The sequence below is a fragment of the Ruegeria sp. BE10 genome (assembly GCF_056538905.1).
Map to the genome: position 1 here is coordinate 222,197 of NZ_JBQFTX010000004.1, position 24,776 is coordinate 246,972.

Here is a 24,776-nt window from a genome sequence, read left to right on the forward strand (position 1 = left end):
GACGGAAATATCCGAGATCCCCAGTGAATTCACAGGACCTTCCGCTTGGACCGGACAACAGATGAGCGCTCGCGAGCATGAATGGATTGTCGACCTGTCGTCCGAGGACATCGCCGATCTTGAACAAGCCGCCCGTCACTATCTGAGCTTGGGGCGCGACATCGGGGAAATTTCAAAAGCGGATTTTCCGTTACAACGGTTTGACGGCCATCTGCAACATCTGCGCGACAAATTGATCAATGGGATCGGATTCGAGGTAATCCGGGGCCTTCCGGTGCAATCGTACACGCAAGAGATGGCAGCGGCTATTTTCTGCGGGGCGGGGGCACATCTGGGGTCTGCCCGCTCACAGAACGCTCAGGGTCACATTCTAGGGCATGTCCGTGACATTGGCGCGGATGCCAATGACCCGAACACGCGGATTTACCAGACCCACGAGCGGCAGACGTTTCACACGGACAGCGCCGATATCGTCGGGCTGCTATGTTTGCGTGACGCCAAAGAGGGCGGGGATTCACTGTTGGTCAGTGCCGAAACCATCTATAATCGAATGCGTGCCGAGTGCCCCGACCTGCTGCAGCGTTTGTTCGACCCCATCGCGACCGATCGCCGTGGCGAAGTGCCGGAAGGCATGCAACCATTCATGACGATCCCTCCATTTTGCTGGCACGACGGCAAGCTCACCGTGTTCTACCAGCGCCAGTATATCGATAGCGCGCAAAGGTTTCCTGATGCCATGCGCCTGACACCGGACCACGTCGCGGCTTTGGACAGGTTTGATGCGTTAGCAAATGATCCAGAAATGTACCTGACCATGCGGCTGCAGCCCGGAGACATGCAGTTCGTCTATAATCATTCCCAGCTGCACGACCGGACAGGGTTCACCGACTGGCCGAACCCGGACGAGCGGCGTCATCTGTTCCGTCTTTGGTTATCCCCCGAGGGAGACCGCGAATTGCCTGAGGTGTTCAAGCAGCGCTACGGAACCATTGATGTTGGCAATCGCGGCGGGATCATTACCAAGGGTACGCGGTTGAACGCTCCTCTTAACTGACTGTCACCGGAAGCTTGCATTACGTTTCGCGCGGGCGCATATCCAACGCAACTCTGCAAGTTGAGGTCTATATGTTCCGCGCGACACTTATCGCTCTTTCCTTCGCATGCGCCTCGGTTGCCATTGCGGACACCCGCGTGCCGCAATCACAAGCCGAGATATCGTTGGGTTTCGCCCCGGTGGTCAAAGAGGCCTCACCGGCGGTCGTCAACATCTATGCTAAGATCGAGCGACAGGGGCGGGCCAACCCGTTTTTCTCGGACCCGTTCTTTCGGGATTTCTTTGGCGGCGGCTCGGCCGAGCCGCGCCCGCGAGTGCAGAACTCGCTGGGGTCCGGTGTAATCCTTTCGCAGGATGGTTACGTCGTTTCGAACTACCATGTGGTTGGTACTGCCACGGAAATTCGCGTGGTGACGACGGATCGGCGCGAGTATTCGGCCCAGGTGGTACTGGGTGACAAGGAGAGCGATATCGCCATTTTGCGCCTGCAAGAGGCTGACGATCTGCCGTTCCTGGAACTGCGCGATTCCGATCAAGTCGCGGTGGGGGAACTGGCGCTGGCTATCGGCAACCCGTTCGGGGTGGGACAGACCGTGTCGTCGGGCATCATCTCAGGGCTGGCTCGGACCGGGGCTGCGACCGGCAACGCGCGCGGTTATTTCATCCAGACGGATGCGGCGATCAATCCGGGAAATTCGGGCGGTGCGCTGATTGACGTGAACGGGGACCTGATCGGAATCAACACGGCCATTCTAACCCGCTCGGGCGGATCAAACGGCATTGGATTTGCGATCCCGGCCAATCTGGTGGCCGAGTTCCTGCGGCAAGCGCAGGAGGGTAATGACCATTTCATCAGCCCTTGGGCGGGAATGGCAGGTCAGCACATGAGCGCTGATATCGCCGAGTCGCTGGGTCTGGTGATCCCGCTAGGCGTGGTAATCTCTGACCTGCACCCCCTTAGCCCGCTTGCCGATGCAGGGCTGCGCGTCGGTGACGTGGTGACCCACGTAGACGGGGATGAAGTGAACTCTCCGGCCGAGATGAAGTTCCGCATGTCGGTGGCGGGTGTCGGCGGCACATCGGTTTTGACCCGGTTGCGCGGCGAGGAAAGCTCGGATCTGGAAGTAGCCCTTGTCCGGGCACCTGAGACCCCGTCAGCCGACGAGACCACGCTGGATGACCGGACGGTCATGCCTGGGTTGACGGTATCACGCGTTAATCCGGCGGTCATCACGCGGCTGGGGCTGGTGCTGTCGCAAACCGGCGTTGTTGTGGTGGACGCAGACCGATACGGAGGTCGGTCTGGGCTGCGTGTGGGTGATGTGGTTAATGGCATCAACGGCGCGCAGATCGACCACCCGCAAGACATAGTCGATGCGCTGACCGATCCGGGGCGCAGGTTGAATTTTGACATCCTGCGCGGTGGCCGTTCGGTTTCCCTGCGGTTCCGGTTGTAACGCGTGAGCGATCTGTTCGACACCGGGGCCGCCGCGCCCGCTCCGCCTGCGCATCGGCCGCTGGCGGATCGGTTGCGGCCGCAAGCGCTGGCTGAAGTAATCGGGCAGGCTCAGGTCTTGGGCCCGGAGGCACCGCTGGGGGTCATGCTGGCTTCGGGCAGCTTGTCCAGTCTGGTGTTCTGGGGGCCGCCGGGGGTGGGAAAAACAACCATCGCGCGGCTGCTGGCGCAGGAAACCGATCTGCATTTCGTTCAGATCAGCGCAATTTTCACTGGCGTGCCGGACCTCAAGAAAGTGTTCGAAGCCGCCAAGATCCGCCGCCAGAACGGGCAGGGCACGCTGCTGTTCGTGGATGAGATCCACCGCTTCAACAAAGCCCAGCAGGACGGGTTCCTGCCCCATATGGAGGATGGGACGATTCTGCTGGTCGGGGCCACGACCGAAAACCCGTCTTTTGAGCTGAACGCCGCTGTGCTCAGCCGGGCGCAAGTGCTGGTGCTGGAACGGCTCAGCCTGACTGATCTGGAACGGTTGACCCAAAGGGCGGAAAAAGAGCTGGACCGCGCATTGCCGCTGACCGGGCCTGCCCGTGAGGCGTTGCAGGAAATGGCCGATGGTGACGGGCGAGCGCTGTTGAATCTGATCGAACAGATCGCGGCGTGGAAGGTTGACGCGCCGCTGGACCCGGATGCGCTGTCGACCCGGTTGATGCGGCGTGCAGCAAAATACGACAAATCGGGCGATGAGCATTACAACCTGATCTCAGCCTTGCACAAATCGGTCCGCGGGTCAGATCCGGACGCTGCCCTTTATTGGTTCGCGCGGATGCTGACGGGGGGCGAAGACCCGCGATACTTGGCGCGGCGGATCACCCGGATGGCGGTTGAGGATATCGGTCTGGCCGACCCGCAGGCACAGGCGATCTGCGTGCAGTCATGGCAGACCTATGAACGGCTGGGCAGCCCCGAGGGGGAACTGGCCTTGGCACAGGCGCTGGTCTACCTGGCCCTGGCCCCCAAATCGAACGGCGCTTACGTCGGTTACAAGGCGGCGATGCGGCTGGCCAAGCAATCGGGCAGCGAACCACCTCCCAAGCATATCCTGAATGCGCCGACCTCGTTGATGAAGGACCAAGGATATGGCGCGGGCTATGCCTATGACCACGATGCCGAGGATGGGTTTTCGGGTCAGAACTATTTCCCTGACGGTATGGACCGGCCTGAACTGTATCAACCGGTCGAACGTGGGTTCGAACGCGAGTTGAAAAAGCGGCTGGATTATTTTGCCAAGCTGCGGGCCCAGCGCAACGGGTAAGGTCGGCTTGACTCTTGCGGTGCAGCAGGCCACAGACGCGCATGTTTTCTAGGACACGTACAGACAGGCTTAGCGCGCGAACACGTCGCGCGACGCAGGGGATATCGGCATGAGCGGCGTACAGATGATCACCGTGGCAGAAGGTGATGGCGACCAGCGGTTGGACCGGTGGCTGCGCCGCCTGTTTCCCCATGTCAGCCAGGGGCGCATCGAAAAGATGTGCCGCAAGGGCGAGCTGCGGGTTGAAGGCGGGCGGGTGAAAGCCTCGACCCGGCTTGAGGCCGGTCAGGTCGTTCGTGTACCGCCTTTGCCCGATGCCGATCACAAACCTGCCGAGGTCAAACATCGTATTTCGGACGCCGACGCCAAGATGATCCAGTCCTGCGTCATCTATCGCGATGATGACGTTCTGGCGCTGAACAAACCCCAAGGCCTGCCGGTGCAGGGCGGCAGTGGCCAGACGCGCCACGTTGACAGCCTGTCCGAGGCGCTGCGGTTTGGATATGACGAGAGCCCCCGCCTTGTGCATCGGCTGGACAAAGACACCTCGGGCGTATTGCTGATGGCGCGCACGCGCGAGGCGGCCAAAGGGCTGACTACCGCCTTCCGTCACCGCGATACGCGCAAGATTTATTGGGCGCTGGTCGCCGGGGTGCCGACGCCCTATCTGGGTGAGATCAAGACCGGGCTGGTCAAAGCCGCAGGCCACGGCAAGCACGGTGAGGGTGAAAAGATGATCCCCGTGCATCTGAACGAAATCAATGACACGCCGGGCGCGAAAAGGGCGCACACGCTCTATGCCACGCTTTACCGGGTGGCTGGGCGCGCTGCATGGGTGGCGATGGAGCCGATCACGGGCCGCACGCATCAGCTGCGCGCGCATATGGCCGCAATTGGGCATCCCATCATCGGCGATGGCAAATACGGCGGCTCAGGTCAGGAAAACCTTGGTGACGGGTGGGGCGCGCAACTGGGCGGTATCATCAGCAAGAAATTGCATCTGCACGCACGGCAGGCCTCGTTCCAGCATCCCACCACGCGCAAGACCATCACCATTACGGCGCCATTGCCGGATCACATGAAACACAGCTGGGACACCTTTGGCTGGACCGAGGATCTGGCCGCCGATGATCCCTTCGAGGAACTGCAATGAGCGCACCGCTGCGTTTGGTGCTGTTCGATGTGGATGGCACCCTTGTCGATAGCCAGGGCAGCATCGTCGCGGCGATGACCGCCAGTTTTCGGGCGCTGTCCCTGCCGGTGCCTGACCGCAACGCAATTCTGTCCATTGTTGGTCTGTCCCTGCCCAACGCGATGGCACAACTGGCGCCAGAACATTCGGACAGCGATCAGCAGTGCCTGGTCGAGGGGTATAAACAAGCCTATCACGCGCACCGTCTTGAAAAGGGCGCTGCAAGCTCTCCTCTCTATCCTGGCGCGCGGGATGCCATTGAGACGCTGCACGCAGTGCCTGAAGTATTGTTGGGCGTGGCCACCGGTAAATCCCAGCGCGGGCTGGACGCACTGATCGAGGTGCATGGGCTGGAGCGGTATTTCGTGACCCGGCAGGTTGCGGATCACCACCCGTCGAAACCGCACCCTTCGATGATCGACACCGCGCGCAGTGAAACCGGGGTGGACGCGGCCAACACGGTCATGATTGGCGACACAAGATTCGACATGGACATGGCCCGCGCCGCCGGGGTGAAGGGCATCGGTGTCAGTTGGGGCTATCACGACCGGTCCGCTCTGGACGGTGCGACCTGTGTAATTGAAACCTTTGACCAGCTGCCGCAAGCCCTGGACGATATCTGGACCTGACAACATGAGCGATTGGAAACCCAAGCGATTTTGGACCGAAAGTGCCGTGGTCGATGCCGAAGGGGGATTCACTGTCGAATTGGACGGACGCCGGGTGAAAACTCCGGCTAAGGCAACCTTGATCCTGCCCACACATGCTATGGCCGAACAGGTTGCCGCTGAATGGGACGCGCAAGAAAAAGAGATCGACCCGCGAGTCATGCCATTCACACGGTCGGCCAACGCCGCCATCGACAAGGTCCACCATCAACACGCCGAGGTTGCGGACATGTTGGCCGATTATGGGGATTCGGATTTGCTGTGCTACCGCGCGGCACACCCGCAAGAGTTGCAAAAACGTCAGGCCGAGCAATGGGATCCGGCCCTGGACTGGGCGGCCGAGGTGCTATCTGCGCGGCTGTTGCCCGTGGCTGGTGTGCTGCATCAGCCGCAATCGGAAACGGCTTTGAACACCCTAAAGCTGCGTGTTCATCAGCTTAACGATTTTCAACTGGCCGCATTCCATGATCTTGTCAGCTTGTCAGGCTCGCTTGTCCTTGGTTTTGCGACTGCTCTGAACTGGCGCAATGTTGAAGAAATCTGGCAAATGTCCAGGCTGGATGAAATTTGGCAGATTGAGCAATGGGGCCACGACGATGAGGCATTTGACGTAGCGGAAACCAAAAAGGCGGCCTTTTTGCACGCAAAAAGATTTTTTGACCTCTCGATTTGATCCCTTACAGCCTGATTTTCCAACGTCGGACGAGTCATCTTTGAATTGACTCATCGTTTTCCCTGATCCGGGCCTTGACGTTTGTTTATGAATACGCCCAAACTCGTGCCCACTAAAGGGGAGACACCTTTGGGGAAACCTTTCTGGTGCCAAAGGTGCCGGACAGAGCCGTCTCTGGATAGGGACGGGAAATCAGGAAGAGGTAAAAATGAAAAAATCCGTAATCTTGGGCGTGGCAACCATCGCCGGCCTGGCTGCTGGTGCGGCTGCGGCGGGGACTGCTGATGATGTCAAGGCGCGCGGCAAACTGAACTGTGGCGTGGCGACCGGTGTTCCCGGCTTTGCCAGCCCGGACGCCAATGGCGAATGGCAGGGCTTTGACGTGGCCGTGTGCCGCGCCGTTGCAGCCGCCGTTCTGGACGATCCGACCGCTGTAGAATTCATTCCGACCACCGGTAAGACACGCTTTACCGCGCTGGCTTCGGGCGAGATCGACATGCTGGCCCGTAACACCACTTGGACCTTCAGCCGCGACGTCGACCTGAAGTTCGAATTCGTCGGTATCAACTACTACGATGGTCAGGGTTTCATGGTTCCCAAGGCTCTGGGCGTCAGCTCGGCCAAGGAACTGGACGGCGCGACGGTCTGCATCCAGACCGGCACCACGACAGAGCTCAACCTGGCGGATTTCTTCCGCATAAACAACATGAGCTATGAGCCGGTTCCGATCGAAACCAACGCCGAAGCGCAGCAGCAGTATCTGGCTGGTGCCTGTGACGTCTACACCACCGACGCATCCGGCCTGGCGGCAACTCGTGCCACCTTTGAAAATGCTGGTGATCACGTGATCCTGCCCGAAATCATCTCGAAAGAGCCGCTGGGCCCGCTGGTTCGTCATGGCGATCACGAATGGGGCGATGTGGTCCGCTGGACCCTCAACGCACTGATCGCGGCGGAAGAGCTGGGTGTAACCTCGGCCAACATCGACGAGATGTCCAGTGGTGCCACCGACAACCCAGAGGTAAACCGCCTGTTGGGTACCGAAGGTACGCTGGGTGAGATGCTGGGTCTGGACGCGAACTGGGCACAGCGCGCGATCAAAGTTGGCGGCAACTATGGTGAAGTGTTTGCCAAGAACATCGGTGAGGAAACCCCGATCGGTCTGGCACGCGGCCTGAACGCACAGTGGACCGATGGCGGCCTGCTGTACGCACCGCCGTTCCGCTAAAAGCCACGGAAAAGGGCGCAGGGCAACCTGCGCCCTTTTTCCTTCCATAAGAAACACGCCCGGAAAGTTAGGAGCAGAGAAAAACTCTGCCGGCTAAACCGGGATTGACGGGGAAATACATAGGTCATGACGACACTCACTGACCCGCCGAAGGAGCACTTCCGGCTGTCCATGCTCCTTTATGATACGCGGTACCGATCTGCGACCATTCAGGTCATAGCGATGATCGGTTTCATGCTTCTGGCAGCCTGGATTATTAACAACACTATTCAGAACCTCGAAACGCTTGGCAGAACGGTCGGGTTCGACTTTTTTGCCGAACCGGCCAGCTATGACATCAACCAACGCCTGCTGGAATACGACTCGCGCGATACCCATCTACGTGCGGCGTTTATAGGCCTGCTAAACACGCTGGTCGTTGCAGTTCTGGGCTGTATCACGGCAACGATCATCGGCGTTATGGTCGGTGTTTTGCGTCTGTCGAATAACTGGCTGATCGCGCGGATCATGACGGTTTATGTCGAAATGTTCCGCAACGTGCCAGTGCTGCTTTGGATCGTGTTCGCCATGGCCATTCTGATCGAAAGCCTGCCGGCACCGCGCGCCTTCCGGGGTGAAAACCCAGAAGCCACTATGGATCTGTTCGGCACAGTCGCTGTGACCAATCGCGGGGTCTATATCCCCGAATTCCTGTTTTCGCGCGGGTTGGGAGATATTCACCTGTTCGGCACGTCGAGCCTGCGGTTCGATGTTTCGCTGGACCTCATCGCCTTCCTGATCGTGCTTGGCGGCAGCATCTTCGCAATGCGCAAAGTGTCGGCCTGGGCCAATGCGACGCAGGAAAAGACGGGTGACCGTCCGACCATCTGGCACATCCAGCTGGGTTTACTGTTTGTCCCATCGATCATTCTGCTGACGGTGCTGGGCTTTCATCTAGGCTACCCTGAGTTGAAAGGCTTTAACTTCACCGGTGGCACCCATATGCGGAACTCGTTGATCGCGTTGTGGCTTGCCCTGTCGCTGTACACTGCGGCTTTCATCGCCGAGATCGTTCGCGCCGGTATTCTGGCCATCTCGAAGGGTCAGACCGAGGCCGCATCCGCACTGGGTCTGCGCCCTGGCCGGACCATGCGTCTGGTGATCCTGCCGCAGGCGTTGCGGGTGATTATCCCGCCGATGATCTCGAACTATCTGAACCTGACCAAGAACTCGTCGCTGGCGATCGCGGTCGGATATATGGACATCACGGGTACTTTGGGTGGCATCACCATGAACCAGACCGGCCGCGAGCTGGAATGCGTTCTGCTGCTGATGCTGGTCTATCTGTCCATCTCGCTGAGCATTTCGGCGGTGATGAACTGGTACAACAACCGTGTCAAACTGGTGGAGCGGTAATATGAGTGATGTTTCATTTGTCCGCACGGAAATGTTGCCGGAGCAGGCACCACCCGCATCCGAGGTCGGTGTGCTGGGATGGATCAGGCATAACCTGTTCTCAAGCTGGCTCAACGCCATCCTGACCATCATCTCACTGTTCTTCATCTACTATGTGCTGTCCAACATCCTGTCATGGACGTTCGAATCCGTATGGAATGCCAATTCTCTGTCGGAATGTCGCGAGATCATGATGGCGACATGGGGTGATACTCATGGCCATGCCTGCTGGGGTGTTATCAAGGACCGGTGGCTGCAATTGCTGTACGGGTTCTATCCGCCTTATCCGGCGCATCCGGACGCGACGTGGTCTAACCCACCTGAATCGGGCGGCTGGCCGGCCTATTTCCGGCCGAACCTGACCTTCATCCTGTTGCTGGTTGCTATTGCGCCGGTGTTGTTCACCAAAGTGCCGCGTAAGCTGTTGTTCGTAACGGCGGCCTATCCGTTCCTGCTGCCTTGGCTGATGTGGGGTGGAAGCATTTGGGGGCCGCTGATGGTCGCTGCTGGGTTCGCCATTGGGTACTTTGTATACAAGCTGGCGCTACCCGCCGCAGGTTCCTTGATGGCGCTGATTCTGGCGATTGGATTGCCGATACTCTGGTGGTTGTTTGCCTCTGGACCGGTTGCTGTTGCGATCGATTCAGTGATTCCCGTTGGTATCGCGCCGGTCGAAAGCCGCGACTTTGGTGGCTTTATGCTGGCAATCTTGTTGGGTGTTGTGGCCATTGGTGTCTCGCTGCCAATTGGCATCGTTCTGGCGCTGGGTCGGCAGTCCGATCTGATGATCGTCAAATACCTGTGCGTAGGCTTTATCGAGTTCATTCGCGGCGTGCCGCTGATCACCTTGCTGTTCGTGGCCTCGCTGCTGTTGAACCTGTTCCTGCCGCCGGGAACCAATTTTGACATCATCCTGCGAGTGATGATCATGATGACCCTATTCTCGGCCGCCTATATGGCCGAGGTGATCCGGGGTGGTCTGGCAGCCTTGCCGCGTGGTCAGTACGAAGGGGCCGACAGTCTGGGCCTTAACTACTGGCAGGCCCAACGGCTGATCATCATGCCGCAAGCGCTGAAAATCTCGATCCCGGGCATCGTGAGCACCTTTATCGGCATTTTCAAGGATACCACGCTGGTCTCGATCATCGGTCTTTTCGACGTGATTGGCCTGACCAACGGCATCCGCGCCGATACCGCCTGGAACGGCGTCTACTGGGAGCTGTTCGCCTTTATCGGCGTTCTGTTCTTCGTCGTCTGCTTCTCCATGTCCCGTTATTCCATGTATCTGGAGCGCAAGCTTCAGACTGGCCACCGCTAAGGAGTTCAACACATGTCTGAACTTGCAATTGAACGCGAAATCGACCGCTCCAAGATGCAGGTGAGCGACGAGGTCGCCATCGAAATCACCAACATGAACAAGTGGTACGGGGCCTTCCACGTGCTGCGAGACATCAATCTGACCGTCAATCAAGGCGAGCGGATCGTGATCGCGGGGCCATCGGGGTCGGGCAAGTCCACTCTGATCCGCTGCCTGAACGCGCTGGAGGAACACCAGCAGGGCAAGATCGTTGTGGACGGGACCGAGCTGTCGAATGACCTCAAGAACATCGACAAGATCCGGTCCGAGGTTGGCATGGTGTTTCAGCACTTCAACCTGTTCCCGCACCTGACCATTCTGGAAAACTGCACGCTGGCCCCGATCTGGGTGCGCAAGACGCCCAAGAAAGAGGCCGAAGAGCGTGCGATGCATTTCCTGGAAAAGGTGAAAATCCCTGAACAGGCCGACAAATACCCCGGTCAGCTTTCGGGCGGTCAGCAGCAGCGTGTGGCGATTGCCCGCTCGCTCTGCATGATGCCGCGGATCATGTTGTTCGATGAACCGACATCGGCGCTGGACCCTGAGATGATCAAAGAGGTGCTCGACACCATGATCGAGCTGGCCGAGGAAGGCATGACCATGCTGTGCGTGACGCACGAGATGGGCTTTGCCCGTCAGGTCGCCAACCGTGTGATCTTTATGGATGCCGGTCAGATTGTGGAACAGAACGAACCGGAAGAGTTCTTCAACAACCCACAAAGCGAACGGACCAAGCTGTTCCTCAGCCAGATTCTGGGCCACTGATCCCAGAGAAACGGACGAAAAGGCGGGGTTTTGCCCCGCCTTTTTTCATTCCAGCAGCTCCCGTGGAATGACAAACCCCTGCACGGTGCCGCTGTGCCATCGGACATGCGCCCAGTCGTCAATTTCAAACAGGATCACAGTGGTGGCGCAGGTCGGGTAGTCGTGGAACCGGGCGTGGTCCGGTGCCTCCCGGACAATGCGGCTGGCAAAGACTCCGATTCCGGGGTTGTGGCCCAGCATCAGCACTGTGGGTTCTGTCGCCCCTGACAATTCGGTCAGAATGTCTTCGGACTCCGCGTGATAAAGCGCGCGGTGAAACGTGATCTTGTCCGCCTGCAGCCCCATACGATCCCAGGTTTCACGGGTGCGGGTCGATGTTGAACTTAGCACCTCATCTGGCAGCCAGCCGTTTGCGCGCAGCCAACCGGCTATCGCCGGGGCGGATTTGCGTCCGCGTTTGTTCAAAGGGCGATCATGATCCGAAAGATTCAAGTCATTCCAACTGGATTTCGCGTGGCGAGTCAGGATCAGGGTGCGGCTCATGACGGGTGAAAGGCCTTCATGTGATGGGCAGATTGCTCAGCTTCGCGCCCTGCACCCTCGCTGAGGGGGCAGGACAGCCGCGCCAGACACCCACCTGTCATGCAGGTCTGCCCTGCCGCGGTGGACAGATGAGCGTGACAGGCCCCGACATCGTAGAAATTCTGACTGTTCAGCGCGCCGACGGGGCAGGTTTGGGTACAGGGGGCCGGGCAGTTGATGCAGGGAGAGGTGCCGGGAACCTCGGGGATAATGAACTCTTCGGTAAAATGCAGCGCCCCACGGTATGAGATCATCATGCCGACCGTATCATGCACCAGTGCGCCCACCGGACTGCTGAAGGTACGCCCGGATTTCAGGGCCCAGTCGATGAAGGGTGCGTAGGGCGGGCCGCCGAAGGGAAAATGTGCCTCGGCCCCCAGATCGCGGGCCAACTGCCCAACCACGCGCGTTGACCACCGATCAACCGGGTGGTCACCTGGCCATTCGGGCGCGGACTTCAGCGTGGGCCAGAATGATTTTCCCGCGCCCAACAGGATCAGCGTGCCGCCATCCAATTGTTTGGCGTCGACCCGGTGTGGGTGCAGGGCGCCCATCACGATCAGACCCGCTTGCAGCACCGCATGTTCCACGCGGTCGTAGAAGGTTGTCGAGGAGGTCGGGGGACGTCCGGTCATGTCTCCTCCGTTGGGTAATTAGTCGGGCCGGATAAGCGAGCCTGCGCCGTGTTCGGTGAACAGCTCCAACAACACCGCATTGGGCGCACGCCCATCCAGAATGACCACGGCCCGTACGCCGCTGTGCAAGGCATCCAGAGCCGTTTCGGTCTTGGGGATCATCCCGCCCGCAATGGTGCCGTCCATGGTCATTTCGCGGATCTGACCGGCTTTCAGCTCGGTCACAACCTCGCCGCCCGCGTTCTTAACGCCCGAAACATCCGTCAGCAGCAGCAGCCGGTCCGCCTTGAGCGCCGAAGCAATGGCCCCGGCAGCAGTGTCGCCATTGATGTTGAAGGTCTCGCCGTTCTTACCTGCGCCCAGAGGCGCGATCACGGGGATCACATCATGCGCGAACAGGTTATGCAAAATCGCCGGATCCATCTGCGACGGAGAGCCGACAAACCCAAGTGACGGATCGGCCTGATCGCAGATCATCAGGTTGGCATCCTTACCCGACAGGCCCACCGCCTTGCCGCCCTGACCATTGATTGCCTGCACGATGCGTTTGTTTACCAGGCCGGACAGCACCATCTCGACCACTTCGACGGTGGCTTTGTCAGTCACACGTTTGCCGTTCACGAACTCCGACTGGATGTTCAGCTGATCCAGCATCGCGTTGATCATCGGCCCGCCGCCATGCACGACCACAGGGTTGACCCCGACCTGACGCATCAGAACGACGTCGCGGGCAAAGCTTTCCATCGCTTCGTCGCTGCCCATGGCGTGGCCGCCCAGCTTGATGACGACGATTGCACCGTCATAGCGTTGCAGATACGGCAATGCGCTGTTCAAAGTGGCGGCGGTGGCGATCCAGTCCCGGTTCATGTCTCGTGTCTTCATATCTTGGTCCTCTTCCTCACGTGTTAGGCGTTTTGGCGGCATAAGCCAAGATCGCTGTTGTGAGTGCAGTTGCCACTGTTAGTGTGCCTGCATGCCCTGAAACAGGAGACACATCCAATGGAGCAAAAAACTCTTATTCTGACGGGTGCTAGCCGGGGCATTGGGTTCGCAACGGTTCGTCGGTTCCATGCCGAAGGTTGGCGGGTTATCACGTGCTCGCGCTCTCCTGTGCCGGATGATTGTCCGTGGGAAGGAAAAGAAAATCATTTGCAGCTGGATCTGAGCGATCCTGCCGAAACGATCAATTCAGTTGGTGTCCTGCAAGAAATGGTCGGAGGCAAGCTACACGCCCTCGTCAACAACGCGGGGGTGTCGCCGAAGGGCCCAGAAGGAGAGCGATTGAATACGCTGGACACCGACCTCATGACTTGGGGGCAGGTGTTCCACGTCAATTTCTTTGCTTCCGTTGTTCTGGCGCGCGGCTTGAAAGAGGAATTGGCCGCAGCCCGTGGATCAGTCGTTAACGTGACATCCATTGCAGGGGCGCGCGTACATCCGTTTGCAGGCGCGGCCTACGCTACATCCAAGGCGGCGCTGGCAGCCCTGACGCGGGAAATGGCACATGACTTCGGCCCAATGGGCGTGCGGGTGAACGCAATCGCACCTGGTGAGGTTGAAACCGGAATCCTCAGCCCCGGTACCAATAAAATAGTGGAAAAGCTGCCACTTGGACGGTTAGGGCAGCCTGAAGAAGTCGCAGCGGCGATCTATTTCCTGTGTTCTCAGGAAAGCTCATACATCTCGGGGGCGGAAATCGAGGTGAATGGGGCACAGCACGTATAGGACATTGGCGGACGCTGCCAAACCCAGACAGCGGAAACATCGGGATCGATCGGGCCGCACCGATGCGATGCGGCCCGGATTTGTCAGCTCAGGGCTTTTTTCATCACCGGGATATTGCTGATCAGCAGCAAGTCAAAGACCAGCACCGCCAGCAATGTCAGACCCACCAGCGGGAAGGCCATCGCGGTGAACAGACCGATCACAACAGCCCCTTTCCACAGCGGCATTTCCGCAGGCATTGGCGGCGCGGCCAGTCGCCCCGCACTCTGTGGCCGCCGTTTCAGCCACATCACCACGCCCGAGACGCAAGCAAAGATGACCGACAGGCAAAACACGACGTTCAGGATAAAGTTCCACGTTCCCATCAGCCCCATGTGAAACGGAATGCCAACAGCCATGGACTTCCCCATCAGCGAATAATCCTGATACCGCACATCGGCCAAAATCTTGCCGGTATACTGATCCACATGAACGGTGCGGTCGTTTGCCGGATCGGTCGAGTCGCTGCTCATGCTGTCGCGGTTCAGGGTCCAGACGCCCTCCTCGCCGTTGGGATACGCGACGCGGAAGCGTCCTGACATGTCCAGCGCCACTCCCAACGCCACCAAGGCATCGATATCCACCGGCGCGCCTTGCGGTACGCCATCAATCCCGGCCTCAGAACCCGAGGCGGGCATCGGCGTTTGCTCTAGCGCCCAGGGAACGTCGTTTTGGTGCCCGTGGTTCATGCTGGCGTGGATATCGTCCGAGAGGGGCACGTTGTCCCATTTCTCGGCGGGGAAGCTGCTCCAGGGTTGTACGATCATTCCACCCCAGACACCGGCCCAGGAGAGGCCCGAGATTAGGAAGACAACCAGCAGCCCGGACATCCAGAACCCGATCACGGCATGTAGGGATTTCCACAAAGCACGGCCTCGCGTGCGCAGGTTGGGGACAAATGCAGCCATGACGTTGCCGCGTGGCCACCACATGTAAAGACCGGTGAAGACCATCAGCAGGCTCAGACCGGCAGTGATTTCAATGATGCGATCTCCGGTTGTCCCGATCAGCAGGGTCGAGTGAATATTGTCCGCCAGATCGTACCAGCCCGCGCGACGATCCCAGATTTGCAGGACCTCTCCGGCATAGGGGTCGACGGCAACAAGGCGTTGGCCTGCCTCGGTTTTGATACGAAACACGGTGGCCAGATCGGCGGCTTTCGGGCCAATCCATTCGACGACTGTGCCGGGGAGTTCGGTTAGCGCGACCTCGGCTTGTTGCGATATTGGCAGGGCGGTTCCCTGAACTTCGACCGAAATTTTTTCGCCATCGCGACCGTCATATTGGGTGATGAGCATCATCATCAACCCGGTGACGGCCAGAATGATCAGGAAGGGGATAACGAAAATCCCCGCATAGAAATGCCACCGCCAGGCGGCGAAGTAGAACTTTTGCGCAGCAGTGTTTTGCGCCGGGGTGTCCCCCAGGGTTTGGCTATCAAATGCCATAGTGTTCTCCGGATTCGAAAATTGCCCCGCGCAGCGTATGCGCGGGCTCTCAGAAGTTGAGGTGAATCAGGAGAAGACGGGAGGCGCCCGCGCGTCATAACGGGCATAGTACCCGGCGCTGCGATGGGTAAAGTCGTGGTGGACCCAGCGCGGCTGGATCGTTGCCTCGAAAGGCATGGTGTCCCCGACGGTGGTCAGGGCGACATCAGCGGTCAGCCCCGCGAAGGGGCACATCGCGCGCTCGTCGGTGTCGTCGTGTATGGGATCGTCCGGATTCAGATCGACCCATTGCTCGACCGTGCCTTCGCCGGTGCAGAGAACCAGCAACACCTTGCCGTCATTGCCCATTGTGGGCATCCAGCCCTGCGGAATCACACCGGTCAGCAACAGCGCCAGTGTGGTCAACAGGCCAAATAGACGAAGCGGCAGAGTCATTCCAGATGCGCGATGATCGAGCGCAAGGTCGGAATGCCATCGCCTTTTTCGGACGAGGTCAGCACGATTTCAGGAAAGGCCGCAGGATGTTTCGACAATGCGCCGCGCACTTGTTCCAGCACCTTTTCGCGTTCTTTGGCTTTGACTTTGTCTGCCTTGGTCAGAACGCATTGAAAAGTCACAGCGCTGGTGTCCAGCAGCTTCATGATCTCAGCATCCACCGGCTTTACCCCATGGCGCGCGTCGATCAGGACAAAGGCCCGGCGCAAGGTCTGACGTCCGCTCAGGTACTGTTTCAGCAACCGCTGCCACTTTTCCACCACTTTCACCGGCGCATTGGCGTAGCCATAACCGGGCAGGTCGACCAGATATAGTTCGGGGCCTTGAGTGAAGAAGTTGATCTCTTGCGTGCGGCCCGGAGTGTTCGACGCGCGCGCCAGTCCCTTGGTGCCCGTCAGCGCGTTGATCAGGCTGGATTTGCCCACATTGGAACGGCCGGCAAAGCAAACCTCAAGCCGATCCGGCGCAGGTAGGCCATCCATGGCGACCACGCCCTTGACGAATTCAGACTCGCCCGCAAACAATTTGCGTCCGCGCTCCAACGCGAATTCATCGGGGTTTTCGGCTAAAGGAAAGGGGAGGGGGCTCATAACAATTCTACCTTATCGCCAACCGAGATTGCGCCGCCTTCAAGAACTTCGGCATAGACGCCGAAATCCTGGTGACCCCAGGTTTCAAGTGCGCCCAATGTATCGGTATCGCGTACACCTGTGTCAGGGTTGGCTGTGGTTGCCAAACAGCGGGTGATGCGCTCGCGTACGCGAAGCACGGCCTCGCCGATCTGAACCTCACGACCCAGCCAGTCGAATTCTTCCCACAAGGGCAGGCCGTCGAACCAGATGTTGCCTCGCCAGCGGCGCACCGACAAATCTTGACCCAGCTTTTGTCCGACCGCACGATGCGATGCCAGGTTGCATAGGCTGATTGAAGGGAAATCACTGTCGGTCATCCCGCGCCCTGGAACCCGAATGATCCGTGCCGAGGCCGCGCGGTTTGCGGGCATTAGGGGCCGGACCCAATCCAGAAACGCCTGTTGCTCACTGTCTGGGGCAAAGGTCAGGTCCGGACGATCCGGGTGGGACAACGTCAGTGTGTCGCCGTTTGATTGCGTTGAAATCGCCATCAACTGTGGTGCTTTTGCGCCGCGACTGAAGTTGGCGCAAGGGACCCATTTTGAACCATCCGCTTTGGATGCCTCATGCGCAACCGCCCAAACGCGATCCCCGGGCATGGTCTGCCCGGGGGTCACATTTACGGTTTCGACGGCTTCGCGACCATGGCTTTTGATCGGATGCCGCCAAAGCTGGGTCACTTCAGCTGTCATTTATCATCCGTTTTCGGCGTACGCTTGAAGCTGGACTTAATGTTGCCGAACACGTCCGGCTTAAAGCCTTGGCTGCGCATGATCAGGTACTGCTGGGTGAACGTGATCGTGTTGTTCGCGATCCAGTAGACAACCAGACCACTCGCAAAACTGCCCAGCATGAACATGAAGACCCACGGCATCCAGGCAAAGATCATCGCCTGCGTCGGATCGGTTGGCGCCGGGTTCAGCTTTTGCTGCAGCCACATCGAGATACCCAGCAACAGCGGCAGGATACCAATAAAGATCAGCGCCATGATCGTGTCGGGCTGCGGACCGGCAAACGGCAGCAGTCCAAACAGGTTCATGATCGAGGTCGGGTCCGGCGCGCTGAGATCCCGGAATGGGCCAAACCACGGCGCTTGACGCAGTTCAATGGTGACGAAGATCACTTTGTACAGCGAGAAGAAGATCGGGATTTGCATCAGGATCGGCAGACAGCCTGCGGCGGGGTTCACCTTTTCCTTCTTGTACAGCTCCATCATGCCTTGCTGCATCTTCTGACGATCATCGCCTGCTGCCTCTTTCAGGGCTTCCATCTGCGGCTGAAGCTCTTTCATCTTTGCCATCGAGACGTAGGACTTATACGCCAACGGGAACAGGATCGCCTTGATGATCAGGGTCAGGCCGATGATCGACCACCCCATATTGCCGATCAACGCGTTGATATTGTGCAGCAGCCAGAAGATCGGTTTGGTCAGGAAAAAGAACCAGCCCCAGTCGATGCTGTCGATGAATTTCTGTACGCCTTCCGACTGATATTCGCGGATGGTTTCCCATTCCTTAGCACCTGCGAACAGCTGTGTGGTGACCTCTTCGGTAGCGCCGGGGGCGACCGTCAGGGTCGGCAGCACTGTTTCGGTTTGGTATATCTTGCGGCGTTCGTCGTACTTTGCCGCGGCCTTGAACGGTGTTCCCGGTTCCGGGATCAGTGTGGTCATCCAATAGTGATCGGTAAATCCGATCCAACCATCTTCTTTGACCTGATAGACCTCGGCTTGCGCGCGCTCGTTCGGGTCGATATCAAAATCGCGGACATCGCCATAGTCAATCTCGGCCAGCGTGCCGTCGGCCATGCCGATCACGCCTTCATGCAGGATGAAAAAGTTCTTCAGACCGGGCAGATCGCCATCCTCGCCAATGCCGTGGCGGGCCAGGATGCCATAGGGGGCCATGCCAACCTCGGCCTGGGTATTGTTTTCGACCGACTGGGTGACCGTAAACATATAGTTTTCGTCCACCGAGATCATGCGGCGGAAGGTCAGACCTTTGTCGTTTTCCCATTTCAGTGTGACCGGAGCGTCGACGTCCAGCGTTTCGCCGCTTTCGACCGTCCACAACGTGTTCGGGCCGGGCACATCCGCGCCTGCCACACCGGTTCCCGGCGCCCAGCCATAGAGGGCATAATAGGCCGAGTCCGAGCCAACCGGAGACAGCAATTCGACAATCGGTGCCCCTTCTTCGATCGAGACCTTGTAGTCCTTCAGGAACAGCTCATCGATCCGTCCGCCCGACAGCGACAGACTGCCCTTCAGCCGGGGGGTGTCGATTTCAACCCGTGGGGCTTGCTCCTCGGGCAGGGTTTCTTCTGCGACCGCCGTCGCCTCACCCACAGTACCTGCGGCGCTGGGCGTCTGAACCTCATTACCCTCGGCGGCGGCAATCTCAACCTCGTCTGGTGTGAGTGTCTGCTCCGGCGGGGGAAACAGCACGAACCAAACAAGGATCACGATAAAGCTGAGCACGGTTGCAAGGATGAGATTCTTGTTCTGATCGTCCATCGGGGACAGCCACCTTAAGCAGTGAAACACACCCGGTGGGTTCAACAGAGTGCAAGCCCAAAGGTCAAGCGGATTCGCCCGTCATTTCCTTTTGGATCGCGTTTCTGTGGCGTAAATCAGCGATTACGGTCCTGTCTTGCGCCCGATCTTCGGCATTCCGTTGACCTTGTTCTGATGTGCCGCGATCCAATCCAGCGTCTTTTCAAAGGGCATTGGCTTGCCAATTCCGAACCCTTGAACATGATCGCACCCCAATTGCGCCATCAAGGCATGCTCGCCCTGGGTCTCAACCCCTTCGGCTAGCGTTTCGACGTTTAGCCGCTCGGCTAGCGTCAGTATTGCGCTGACCAGTTGTTGCTGGCTGGCGTCGCGATCTGCCTTGGCGACGAAAGAGCGGTCAATTTTGATCCGCGAAACATCAAAGCGCTTGATCGAAGCAATAGATGCGTGGCCGGTGCCAAAATCGTCCAGATCGATGCAGCACCCCAACTTGGCCATGCTGGTCACGTTGCGGGTAATCACATCGTCGGGGCGGCGCGAGAACACGGTTTCCAGAACTTCCACCGCCAACCTGTCCGGTGTCAAATCATTCTGGTCCAACTCCCATTTCAGGCGGTCGATCAACGCTGGATCGCGCAGTTCATCAGATGAGAAATTCACGCCGATCCGGGGAACCACGACCGCGGCGCGATCCCAATCGCGCATCGCGGCGAAAGCATGGTGCCGCATCGCCTGACCGAATTTCTCCATCAACTCGGCCTGCTCAGCGAACGGCAAGAATACCTGTGGACTTAGTACACCCTTTTGCGGGTGTTCCCAGCGGGCCAGAGCCTCGAAACCCGTAACGCGACCTGTGTCGGTTGAGATTTGTGGCTGGAACCAAGGGCGTATCTCACCATTGTCGAGCGCGTCCTCAAACTCTTTGCGAAGATTGGCGCGAATGCGCGAGCGACGCTGTGTTTCGCTGGAAAAGGCACGAATGGTCGACGGCCCGTTCCGCTGCGCCTCACCCAAAGCGGCCTTGGCGGCGTCGACCCAATCCTCGTATTGATCCTTTGGGACGCTGCTTAAAAGACTGAATCCGATGGAACAGGAAACATAGACACCAGCACCGTTGAGCGTAAAAGGTTCTTCAACGACAGCCTGAATGCGCCCCGCCATCTGAATGCAGGCCTCCAGATCCAATTGGTGGGATGGATGCAGGCCGATTGCAATTTTGTTAGGTTCCAGGCGGGTCGCGATATCCTGTGTTCGGATAACAGAAAGAATGCGGCTGCCAAATTGATTAGTCAGATGATTTGCCGCCGAATTGCCGTGAAGATCGAGAAAGTCGGAATAATCATCCAGGGCGATTAGAAGGCAAGCCGAATCCGCACCATCGGTTACTGCCTTTTTGAACATGCCTTCCAGCTCGTTGTAAAAGCTGTCTATTGCCATCATGCCACCAGGCGGGTTGCGCCGCTGAAGCTGCCTGTTGGCGCGGGCGTCAAAGGTGGCCGCGCCTGCGAATATCAAGGGTAAAACGAGGGCGGCAACCACCAACGCCCGTTCCCCGCCGATCCAGAACGCTGCCAAACTGATGGCGGGCACAAAGGCCAGCGCGGCAGGGCCACTCAGAACAGAAGCAAGAGCATCAAGAACGCGTTCGAATTTGATATGTTTCCACATCGGTTTTCTGGGCCTCTACGTTTGGCAAAGCACGTATTGGGCAACCGTAGAAAACCAATCTGAGTCAGACGTTAACGCAGCTGAGGAATCTCGTCCGAATTTTCGTCTTTTTTGCCAGTGTTTAGCGCAAGGTTGGCGAAATCGAACAGTTTTGAATCCAACAGATGCGACGGTCGCGCATTGGTCAGTGCCCGAAACATCACTTGGCGTCGACCGGGACTGTTTCTTTCCCACTGATCCAGAATCTGTTTCACCTGCTGACGCTGCAAGCCGTCCTGGCTGCCGCATAAATCGCAGGGGATGATCGGATAGTTCATCGAGGTGGCGAATTTCTCGCAATCGGTCTCGGCCACGTGTGCCAGTGGGCGGAACACGAACAGATCGCCTTCTTCGTTCACCAGTTTCGGTGGCATCGTGGCCAGACGCCCGCCGTGGAAGAGGTTCATGAAGAACGTTTCCAGAATGTCGTCCCGATGATGGCCCAGAACCACGGCTGAGCAACCTTCTTCGCGGGCGATCCGGTACAGGTTGCCTCGGCGCAGGCGTGAGCACAGGGCGCAAAATGTGCGGCCCTGAGGAACCTTGTCCACAACGATGGAATAGGTGTCTTGGTATTCAATGCGGTGAGGCACGCCCATGCGTTCCAGAAACTCGGGCAGGACCGTGGCGGGAAAACCAGGCTGACCCTGATCCAGATTACAGGCCAACAGATCGACCGGCAGCAACCCGCGCCACTTTAGTTCATAGAGAACCGCAAGCAGGGTATAGCTGTCCTTGCCGCCCGACAGGCAGACCAGCCAACGGGGCGGTTTGCCGTCCTTGTCATGTGCGGACGGGTCCACCATTCCGTAATGCTCAATGGCTTCACGGGTCTGGCGTACGATGCGTTTGCGCAGCTTCTTGAACTCGGTGGTCGAGGGTGCGCCAGCAAAGAGCGGGTGGATATCGTCAGCTTCGTCAGACATGCGCCGTGGTTACAGTCGATATGGCAAGCGGGCAAGCGCGATAAGCCGGATTGTAGATTTTGGGGCATTGTTGACCTGTGATAAAAGGGCGGCATTTATCGAGGAGATTATTATGGACTATGCCTTTGTTGCCCGCGGCAAAAGCGGAAACGGCTTTTCTAACGAGCCTGCAGCCAGCCATTTTCTGGAAATTCCGGAAAGCGCGGATGATATGATGCTGTCGCACAAGATCACAAAGCGAGAATGGCGCGACAAGGTCATATTGGCCGCTCAGGGCGGTACGACGAACCCTTATACCGAGGGTGACATCGTGTTCTACGTGCATGGGTTCAATAACTCTCAGGCGGAAGTTCTTGTGCGGCACCGCAAAATCAAAGCAGGGCTAAAAGAACACGGCTTCAAAGGCGTTGTTGTGAGCTTTGACTGGCCCAGTGCGGATTCGGCCTTGAATTACTTGGAGGACCGGATGGATGCCAAGCAATCGGCCTTCCGGCTGGTGAGGGACGGCGTCGCGATGTTTTCTGAGATGCAACGACCAGAGTGTCGGATCGACTTGCACGTACTGGCACATTCGATGGGCAGCTATGTGGTGCGCGAGGCATTTGATGATGCCGATGACCGAGCCCGAATTGCCAGCAAAAGCTGGTCAGTCAGCCAGGTTATGTTGGTGGCTGGAGATCTGTCTGTCAAATCGCTTGATCCGGAGAGCTCCAAGTCTTCATCGCTTTATCGTCACTGCGTACGACTGACGAATTACTACAATACAATGGATGACGTACTGTCGATATCTGCGGTCAAACGGATCGGGGTTGCACCAAGGGTTGGGCGGAATGGTATGAACAGGCCGCTGCATAGCAAGGCCGCCAATGTGTATTGCGCGGCGCGCTTTAAACAAGGCGGTTTTGACGGCGGTATCAATTCCGGACACACGTTTTATTTTGATGACCCGGTATTTCTTGAAGACGTGTTCCACACCATTTCTGGCAAGTTGGACCGCGAGGAAATCCCGACCCGTACACACACGACGCAGGGCAACCTTGCTTTAAGGCCGAGTTAAGACCGCTATTCTTTGATACACGTCTGCTCTAGTCTTTTGGTTTTTGCTCTGGAACCGGGTCATACCCGTCACCACCCCAAGGATGGCAGCGCCCGATCCGCCGGGCGGTCAGCCACGCGCCTTTGATGGCGCCGTGCTTTTCCAATGCTTCCAGCGCATAGGCCGAGCAAGTGGGTTGATAGCGGCAATTGAAACCAACCCAGGGGCTGAACACCAGCCGATAAGCCCGAATGGGTAGTGCAAAGATATGAGACAGCAGAGTCATTTCCGCGCGCTGTGAATTTTGCGCAGGGCATAGCGCAGATCATCCAGCAGAGCCTCGAACGGGCGCGCGGCAGTGACCTCGGCGCGGCCGATCAGCACGTAGTCCCAACCATTCTGACCCTGTGCGGGCAGCACCGCGCGGGCAGCTTCGCGCAGGCGCCGCTTGGCGCGGTTACGCGCCACCGCATTCCCAACCTTCTTGGAACAAGTGAATCCGACGCGAATCCCCGTAGCTTCATCCGCAGCACGTTTGCGCGCCTGCACCATCATGGACGAGGTGCCCTGCCTGCGCGCACGGGCGGCTTTCAGGAAATCGGATCGTTTCTTGAGAACAGTCAATGTTTCAGGCACGCAAACGGACGCCGCCGGGGGCTTGACCCTCGGCTGGTTCTTACCATCCTCAGGGGCCTCCGGCGGCGTCATGTTCATAACCTGATCGGTGAGCGGTTTATGCGCTCAGCGATTTGCGGCCGCGTGCGCGACGTGCGTTCAGGATCTTGCGGCCGGCCTTGGTGGCCATGCGCGCGCGGAAACCGTGGCGGCGTTTGCGAACCAGGTTCGAAGGCTGATAGGTGCGTTTCATCGCTCCGTCTCCAATCTATGCGGTGGGGTGCGGCGCGGATTCGCCTGGCCCTAGTGTTCGAAGCCCGTCCTCTACTGGGTAGCGGTGGGTAAGTCAAACCCCTAGGTGGGGGTTTTGACGCCTTTTGCAACAATTCTGGTAAGGCGTCACGCAAAAGGTTTCAAAATAGCGGTTTTATGGCCTCAAATCCTCACATTACCCGTCATTTGCATCAACGCCGCGTGAGGTCCCTGTTGCATGGGTCCCGCGCGGCGCATGTTGGGGACAGAATGAAACGCACCAAACCGGACAGCTTGATGAGCGAAACCACCCAGACCCCGCGCAGAGGGCTTGCGCGACACGTACCTTTGCTGGTGATTCTCGCCGTGGCTGCGGTGGGGTTCTTTACGTTGGGCGATTATCTGACGTTCGAGACGTTGCGTGACAACCGCGAAGCCCTTTTGGCGTGGCGGGATGCGAATTATTGGTCCATGGCGGGTGCTTTTGTGGCGATCTACATCGTCATCGTCGCCTTTTCGCTGCCCGGCGCGGCTGTGGCGTCCATGACCGGAGGATTTCTGTTCGGCCTTTTTGCCGGAACCGTTTTTAACGTCTTTGCAGCTACCATCGGTGCATCGGCGATCTTTCTGGCCGCGCGTTGGGGGCTGGGTGAATCCCTGACCGCACGGCTGGAGGCTTCGGAAGGCACCGTGAAAAAGCTCAAGGACGGCCTGCGCGAGAACGAAATCTCGGTGCTGTTCCTGCTGCGTCTTGTGCCGGTTGTGCCGTTTTTTGTCGCCAATCTGGTGCCGGCACTGGTGGGGGTGAAATTCCGCAACTTCTTGATCACCACAGCGCTGGGCATCATTCCGGGCGGCATCGTGTACACTTGGATCGGTGTTGGTTTGGGTGGCGTTTTCGACCGCGGTGAGACGCCGGATGTCTCGTTGCTGTGGGAACCCTTCGTTATCGGCCCCATCCTGGGCTTGTGCGTGCTGGCCGCGTTGCCGATAGTTATCAAAGCCCTGCGCGGCAAAAAGGACACCTGAA

General features: G+C 58.4%; 26 protein-coding genes. 13 read left to right on the forward strand and 13 right to left on the reverse strand.

The window, feature by feature from the left end; genetic code table 11:
- Nucleotides 1-61: 61 nt before the first annotated feature.
- The 10 genes from ACR0M2_RS11530 (at nt 62) to ACR0M2_RS11575 (ending at nt 11,142) form a co-directional block, all read left to right on the forward strand.
- Entirely contained in the window at nt 62-1,054 is a 993-nt protein-coding gene (locus ACR0M2_RS11530) for a TauD/TfdA family dioxygenase (RefSeq protein ID WP_480705146.1), read from the forward strand.
- A 71-nt stretch (nt 1,055-1,125) separates the two neighbouring features.
- On the forward strand, nt 1,126-2,511 hold the full coding sequence (locus tag ACR0M2_RS11535) for a trypsin-like peptidase domain-containing protein (protein WP_480705148.1): 1,386 nt from the start codon (nt 1,126-1,128) through the stop codon (nt 2,509-2,511).
- A gap of 3 nt (nt 2,512-2,514) precedes the next feature.
- Entirely contained in the window at nt 2,515-3,825 is a 1,311-nt protein-coding gene (locus ACR0M2_RS11540) for a replication-associated recombination protein A (RefSeq protein ID WP_170553330.1), read from the forward strand.
- 109 nt (nt 3,826-3,934) lie between these two features.
- Nucleotides 3,935-4,978 carry an RluA family pseudouridine synthase gene (locus tag ACR0M2_RS11545; protein WP_170351664.1) on the forward strand — a complete coding sequence of 348 codons (1,044 nt, stop codon included), beginning with the start codon at nt 3,935-3,937 and terminating at the stop codon, nt 4,976-4,978.
- On the forward strand, nt 4,975-5,646 hold the full coding sequence (locus ACR0M2_RS11550; RefSeq protein WP_480705150.1) for an HAD-IA family hydrolase: 672 nt from the start codon (nt 4,975-4,977) through the stop codon (nt 5,644-5,646). The genes ACR0M2_RS11545 and ACR0M2_RS11550 overlap by 4 nt, the downstream gene beginning before the upstream one ends.
- A gap of 4 nt (nt 5,647-5,650) precedes the next feature.
- Nucleotides 5,651-6,358 carry an ATP12 family chaperone protein gene (locus ACR0M2_RS11555; protein WP_480705152.1) on the forward strand — a complete coding sequence of 236 codons (708 nt, stop codon included), beginning with the start codon at nt 5,651-5,653 and terminating at the stop codon, nt 6,356-6,358.
- A gap of 208 nt (nt 6,359-6,566) precedes the next feature.
- Nucleotides 6,567-7,586, forward strand: coding sequence for an amino acid ABC transporter substrate-binding protein (locus tag ACR0M2_RS11560; RefSeq protein WP_170351661.1), 1,020 nt, complete (start codon nt 6,567-6,569; stop codon nt 7,584-7,586).
- 126 nt (nt 7,587-7,712) lie between these two features.
- Nucleotides 7,713-8,981 (forward strand): amino acid ABC transporter permease, encoded by a 1,269-nt coding sequence (locus ACR0M2_RS11565; RefSeq protein WP_170351660.1) that lies wholly within the window; start codon nt 7,713-7,715, stop codon nt 8,979-8,981.
- Nucleotide 8,982: 1 nt separating this feature from the next.
- Nucleotides 8,983-10,338 (forward strand): amino acid ABC transporter permease, encoded by a 1,356-nt coding sequence (locus tag ACR0M2_RS11570; protein WP_480637976.1) that lies wholly within the window; start codon nt 8,983-8,985, stop codon nt 10,336-10,338.
- A 12-nt stretch (nt 10,339-10,350) separates the two neighbouring features.
- Nucleotides 10,351-11,142, forward strand: coding sequence for an amino acid ABC transporter ATP-binding protein (locus ACR0M2_RS11575; RefSeq protein WP_302477207.1), 792 nt, complete (start codon nt 10,351-10,353; stop codon nt 11,140-11,142).
- Between the two features lie 45 nt (nt 11,143-11,187).
- Here ACR0M2_RS11575 and ACR0M2_RS11580 read toward each other — a convergent pair whose 3' ends face one another.
- From ACR0M2_RS11580 to argB, 3 genes are read right to left on the reverse strand one after another with little or no spacing between them, the layout of a single operon-like run.
- Entirely contained in the window at nt 11,188-11,685 is a 498-nt protein-coding gene (locus ACR0M2_RS11580) for a SixA phosphatase family protein (RefSeq protein ID WP_170351658.1), read from the reverse strand.
- Complete coding sequence (locus ACR0M2_RS11585; RefSeq protein ID WP_170351657.1) at nt 11,682-12,359, reverse strand: ferredoxin; 678 nt, start codon at nt 12,357-12,359, stop codon at nt 11,682-11,684. The genes ACR0M2_RS11580 and ACR0M2_RS11585 overlap by 4 nt, the downstream gene beginning before the upstream one ends.
- A gap of 18 nt (nt 12,360-12,377) precedes the next feature.
- Complete coding sequence (gene argB / locus ACR0M2_RS11590; protein ID WP_170362244.1) at nt 12,378-13,241, reverse strand: acetylglutamate kinase; 864 nt, start codon at nt 13,239-13,241, stop codon at nt 12,378-12,380.
- A 117-nt stretch (nt 13,242-13,358) separates the two neighbouring features.
- Here argB and ACR0M2_RS11595 point away from each other — a divergent pair, with 117 nt between their 5' ends.
- On the forward strand, nt 13,359-14,084 hold the full coding sequence (locus tag ACR0M2_RS11595) for an SDR family NAD(P)-dependent oxidoreductase (RefSeq protein ID WP_170397659.1): 726 nt from the start codon (nt 13,359-13,361) through the stop codon (nt 14,082-14,084).
- Between the two features lie 83 nt (nt 14,085-14,167).
- Here the strand turns inward: ACR0M2_RS11595 and ACR0M2_RS11600 are convergent, their stop codons facing one another.
- The 7 genes from ACR0M2_RS11600 to ttcA form a co-directional block, all read right to left on the reverse strand.
- On the reverse strand, nt 14,168-15,571 hold the full coding sequence (locus ACR0M2_RS11600) for a PepSY-associated TM helix domain-containing protein (RefSeq protein WP_480705154.1): 1,404 nt from the start codon (nt 15,569-15,571) through the stop codon (nt 14,168-14,170).
- Between the two features lie 66 nt (nt 15,572-15,637).
- The gene (locus ACR0M2_RS11605) at nt 15,638-16,006 is read right to left on the reverse strand and encodes a DUF2946 domain-containing protein (protein WP_170351653.1); all 369 of its coding nucleotides are present in this window, start codon (nt 16,004-16,006) and stop codon (nt 15,638-15,640) included.
- Nucleotides 16,003-16,656, reverse strand: coding sequence for a ribosome biogenesis GTP-binding protein YihA/YsxC (gene yihA / locus ACR0M2_RS11610; protein WP_170351652.1), 654 nt, complete (start codon nt 16,654-16,656; stop codon nt 16,003-16,005). Before yihA ends, ACR0M2_RS11605 begins: the two co-directional genes overlap by 4 nt.
- Complete coding sequence (locus tag ACR0M2_RS11615) at nt 16,653-17,390, reverse strand: MOSC domain-containing protein (protein ID WP_480705156.1); 738 nt, start codon at nt 17,388-17,390, stop codon at nt 16,653-16,655. The genes yihA and ACR0M2_RS11615 overlap by 4 nt, the downstream gene beginning before the upstream one ends.
- Nucleotides 17,387-19,210 carry a membrane protein insertase YidC gene (gene yidC, locus ACR0M2_RS11620; protein ID WP_480705157.1) on the reverse strand — a complete coding sequence of 608 codons (1,824 nt, stop codon included), beginning with the start codon at nt 19,208-19,210 and terminating at the stop codon, nt 17,387-17,389. The genes ACR0M2_RS11615 and yidC overlap by 4 nt, the downstream gene beginning before the upstream one ends.
- 123 nt (nt 19,211-19,333) lie before the next feature.
- Nucleotides 19,334-20,878: a putative bifunctional diguanylate cyclase/phosphodiesterase gene (locus tag ACR0M2_RS11625; RefSeq protein WP_480705158.1), complete on the reverse strand. Its 1,545-nt coding sequence runs from the start codon at nt 20,876-20,878 to the stop codon at nt 19,334-19,336.
- A gap of 71 nt (nt 20,879-20,949) precedes the next feature.
- Nucleotides 20,950-21,843 (reverse strand): tRNA 2-thiocytidine(32) synthetase TtcA, encoded by an 894-nt coding sequence (ttcA, locus tag ACR0M2_RS11630; RefSeq protein ID WP_480705160.1) that lies wholly within the window; start codon nt 21,841-21,843, stop codon nt 20,950-20,952.
- 112 nt (nt 21,844-21,955) lie between these two features.
- Between ttcA and ACR0M2_RS11635 the strand changes: the two genes are divergently transcribed.
- Nucleotides 21,956-22,900: an alpha/beta hydrolase gene (locus ACR0M2_RS11635; protein ID WP_170351647.1), complete on the forward strand. Its 945-nt coding sequence runs from the start codon at nt 21,956-21,958 to the stop codon at nt 22,898-22,900.
- Nucleotides 22,901-22,928: 28 nt separating this feature from the next.
- Here the strand turns inward: ACR0M2_RS11635 and yidD are convergent, their stop codons facing one another.
- From yidD to rpmH, 3 genes are read right to left on the reverse strand one after another with little or no spacing between them, the layout of a single operon-like run.
- A complete protein-coding gene (gene yidD / locus ACR0M2_RS11640; protein ID WP_480705162.1) occupies nt 22,929-23,165 on the reverse strand; it encodes a membrane protein insertion efficiency factor YidD in 237 nt (78 codons plus the stop codon).
- On the reverse strand, nt 23,162-23,587 hold the full coding sequence (gene rnpA, locus ACR0M2_RS11645) for a ribonuclease P protein component (protein ID WP_170397643.1): 426 nt from the start codon (nt 23,585-23,587) through the stop codon (nt 23,162-23,164). The genes yidD and rnpA overlap by 4 nt, the downstream gene beginning before the upstream one ends.
- Nucleotides 23,588-23,612: 25 nt before the next feature.
- On the reverse strand, nt 23,613-23,747 hold the full coding sequence (rpmH, locus tag ACR0M2_RS11650; RefSeq protein WP_005980833.1) for a 50S ribosomal protein L34: 135 nt from the start codon (nt 23,745-23,747) through the stop codon (nt 23,613-23,615).
- Nucleotides 23,748-24,043: 296 nt separating this feature from the next.
- Here rpmH and ACR0M2_RS11655 point away from each other — a divergent pair, with 296 nt between their 5' ends.
- Complete coding sequence (locus ACR0M2_RS11655; RefSeq protein ID WP_170378610.1) at nt 24,044-24,775, forward strand: TVP38/TMEM64 family protein; 732 nt, start codon at nt 24,044-24,046, stop codon at nt 24,773-24,775.
- The last annotated feature ends 1 nt before the right edge of the window (nt 24,776 follow it).

What these genes read in the sequence shown, in the direction of transcription:
- ACR0M2_RS11550 (WP_480705150.1), top strand. Translation starts at nt 4,975, where the DNA reads ATGAGCGCACCGCTGCGTTTGGTGCTGTTCGATGTGGATGGCACCCTT.
- rpmH (WP_005980833.1), bottom strand. Translation starts at nt 23,747, where the DNA reads ATGAAACGCACCTATCAGCCTTCGAACCTGGTTCGCAAACGCCGCCAC.
- ACR0M2_RS11580 (WP_170351658.1), bottom strand. Translation starts at nt 11,685, where the DNA reads ATGAGCCGCACCCTGATCCTGACTCGCCACGCGAAATCCAGTTGGAAT.
- yihA (WP_170351652.1), bottom strand. Translation starts at nt 16,656, where the DNA reads ATGAGCCCCCTCCCCTTTCCTTTAGCCGAAAACCCCGATGAATTCGCG.
- ACR0M2_RS11655 (WP_170378610.1), top strand. Translation starts at nt 24,044, where the DNA reads ATGAGCGAAACCACCCAGACCCCGCGCAGAGGGCTTGCGCGACACGTA.
- ACR0M2_RS11605 (WP_170351653.1), bottom strand. Translation starts at nt 16,006, where the DNA reads ATGACTCTGCCGCTTCGTCTATTTGGCCTGTTGACCACACTGGCGCTG.
- ACR0M2_RS11535 (WP_480705148.1), top strand. Translation starts at nt 1,126, where the DNA reads ATGTTCCGCGCGACACTTATCGCTCTTTCCTTCGCATGCGCCTCGGTT.
- ACR0M2_RS11560 (WP_170351661.1), top strand. Translation starts at nt 6,567, where the DNA reads ATGAAAAAATCCGTAATCTTGGGCGTGGCAACCATCGCCGGCCTGGCT.
- ACR0M2_RS11570 (WP_480637976.1), top strand. Translation starts at nt 8,983, where the DNA reads ATGAGTGATGTTTCATTTGTCCGCACGGAAATGTTGCCGGAGCAGGCA.
- yidC (WP_480705157.1), bottom strand. Translation starts at nt 19,210, where the DNA reads ATGGACGATCAGAACAAGAATCTCATCCTTGCAACCGTGCTCAGCTTT.
- ACR0M2_RS11635 (WP_170351647.1), top strand. Translation starts at nt 21,956, where the DNA reads ATGGACTATGCCTTTGTTGCCCGCGGCAAAAGCGGAAACGGCTTTTCT.
- ACR0M2_RS11565 (WP_170351660.1), top strand. Translation starts at nt 7,713, where the DNA reads ATGACGACACTCACTGACCCGCCGAAGGAGCACTTCCGGCTGTCCATG.
- ACR0M2_RS11575 (WP_302477207.1), top strand. Translation starts at nt 10,351, where the DNA reads ATGTCTGAACTTGCAATTGAACGCGAAATCGACCGCTCCAAGATGCAG.
- rnpA (WP_170397643.1), bottom strand. Translation starts at nt 23,587, where the DNA reads ATGACGCCGCCGGAGGCCCCTGAGGATGGTAAGAACCAGCCGAGGGTC.
- ACR0M2_RS11530 (WP_480705146.1), top strand. Translation starts at nt 62, where the DNA reads ATGAGCGCTCGCGAGCATGAATGGATTGTCGACCTGTCGTCCGAGGAC.
- ACR0M2_RS11625 (WP_480705158.1), bottom strand. Translation starts at nt 20,878, where the DNA reads ATGTGGAAACATATCAAATTCGAACGCGTTCTTGATGCTCTTGCTTCT.
- ACR0M2_RS11615 (WP_480705156.1), bottom strand. Translation starts at nt 17,390, where the DNA reads ATGACAGCTGAAGTGACCCAGCTTTGGCGGCATCCGATCAAAAGCCAT.
- ACR0M2_RS11600 (WP_480705154.1), bottom strand. Translation starts at nt 15,571, where the DNA reads ATGGCATTTGATAGCCAAACCCTGGGGGACACCCCGGCGCAAAACACT.
- argB (WP_170362244.1), bottom strand. Translation starts at nt 13,241, where the DNA reads ATGAAGACACGAGACATGAACCGGGACTGGATCGCCACCGCCGCCACT.
- ACR0M2_RS11585 (WP_170351657.1), bottom strand. Translation starts at nt 12,359, where the DNA reads ATGACCGGACGTCCCCCGACCTCCTCGACAACCTTCTACGACCGCGTG.
- ttcA (WP_480705160.1), bottom strand. Translation starts at nt 21,843, where the DNA reads ATGTCTGACGAAGCTGACGATATCCACCCGCTCTTTGCTGGCGCACCC.
- ACR0M2_RS11595 (WP_170397659.1), top strand. Translation starts at nt 13,359, where the DNA reads ATGGAGCAAAAAACTCTTATTCTGACGGGTGCTAGCCGGGGCATTGGG.
- ACR0M2_RS11545 (WP_170351664.1), top strand. Translation starts at nt 3,935, where the DNA reads ATGAGCGGCGTACAGATGATCACCGTGGCAGAAGGTGATGGCGACCAG.
- yidD (WP_480705162.1), bottom strand. Translation starts at nt 23,165, where the DNA reads ATGACTCTGCTGTCTCATATCTTTGCACTACCCATTCGGGCTTATCGG.
- ACR0M2_RS11555 (WP_480705152.1), top strand. Translation starts at nt 5,651, where the DNA reads ATGAGCGATTGGAAACCCAAGCGATTTTGGACCGAAAGTGCCGTGGTC.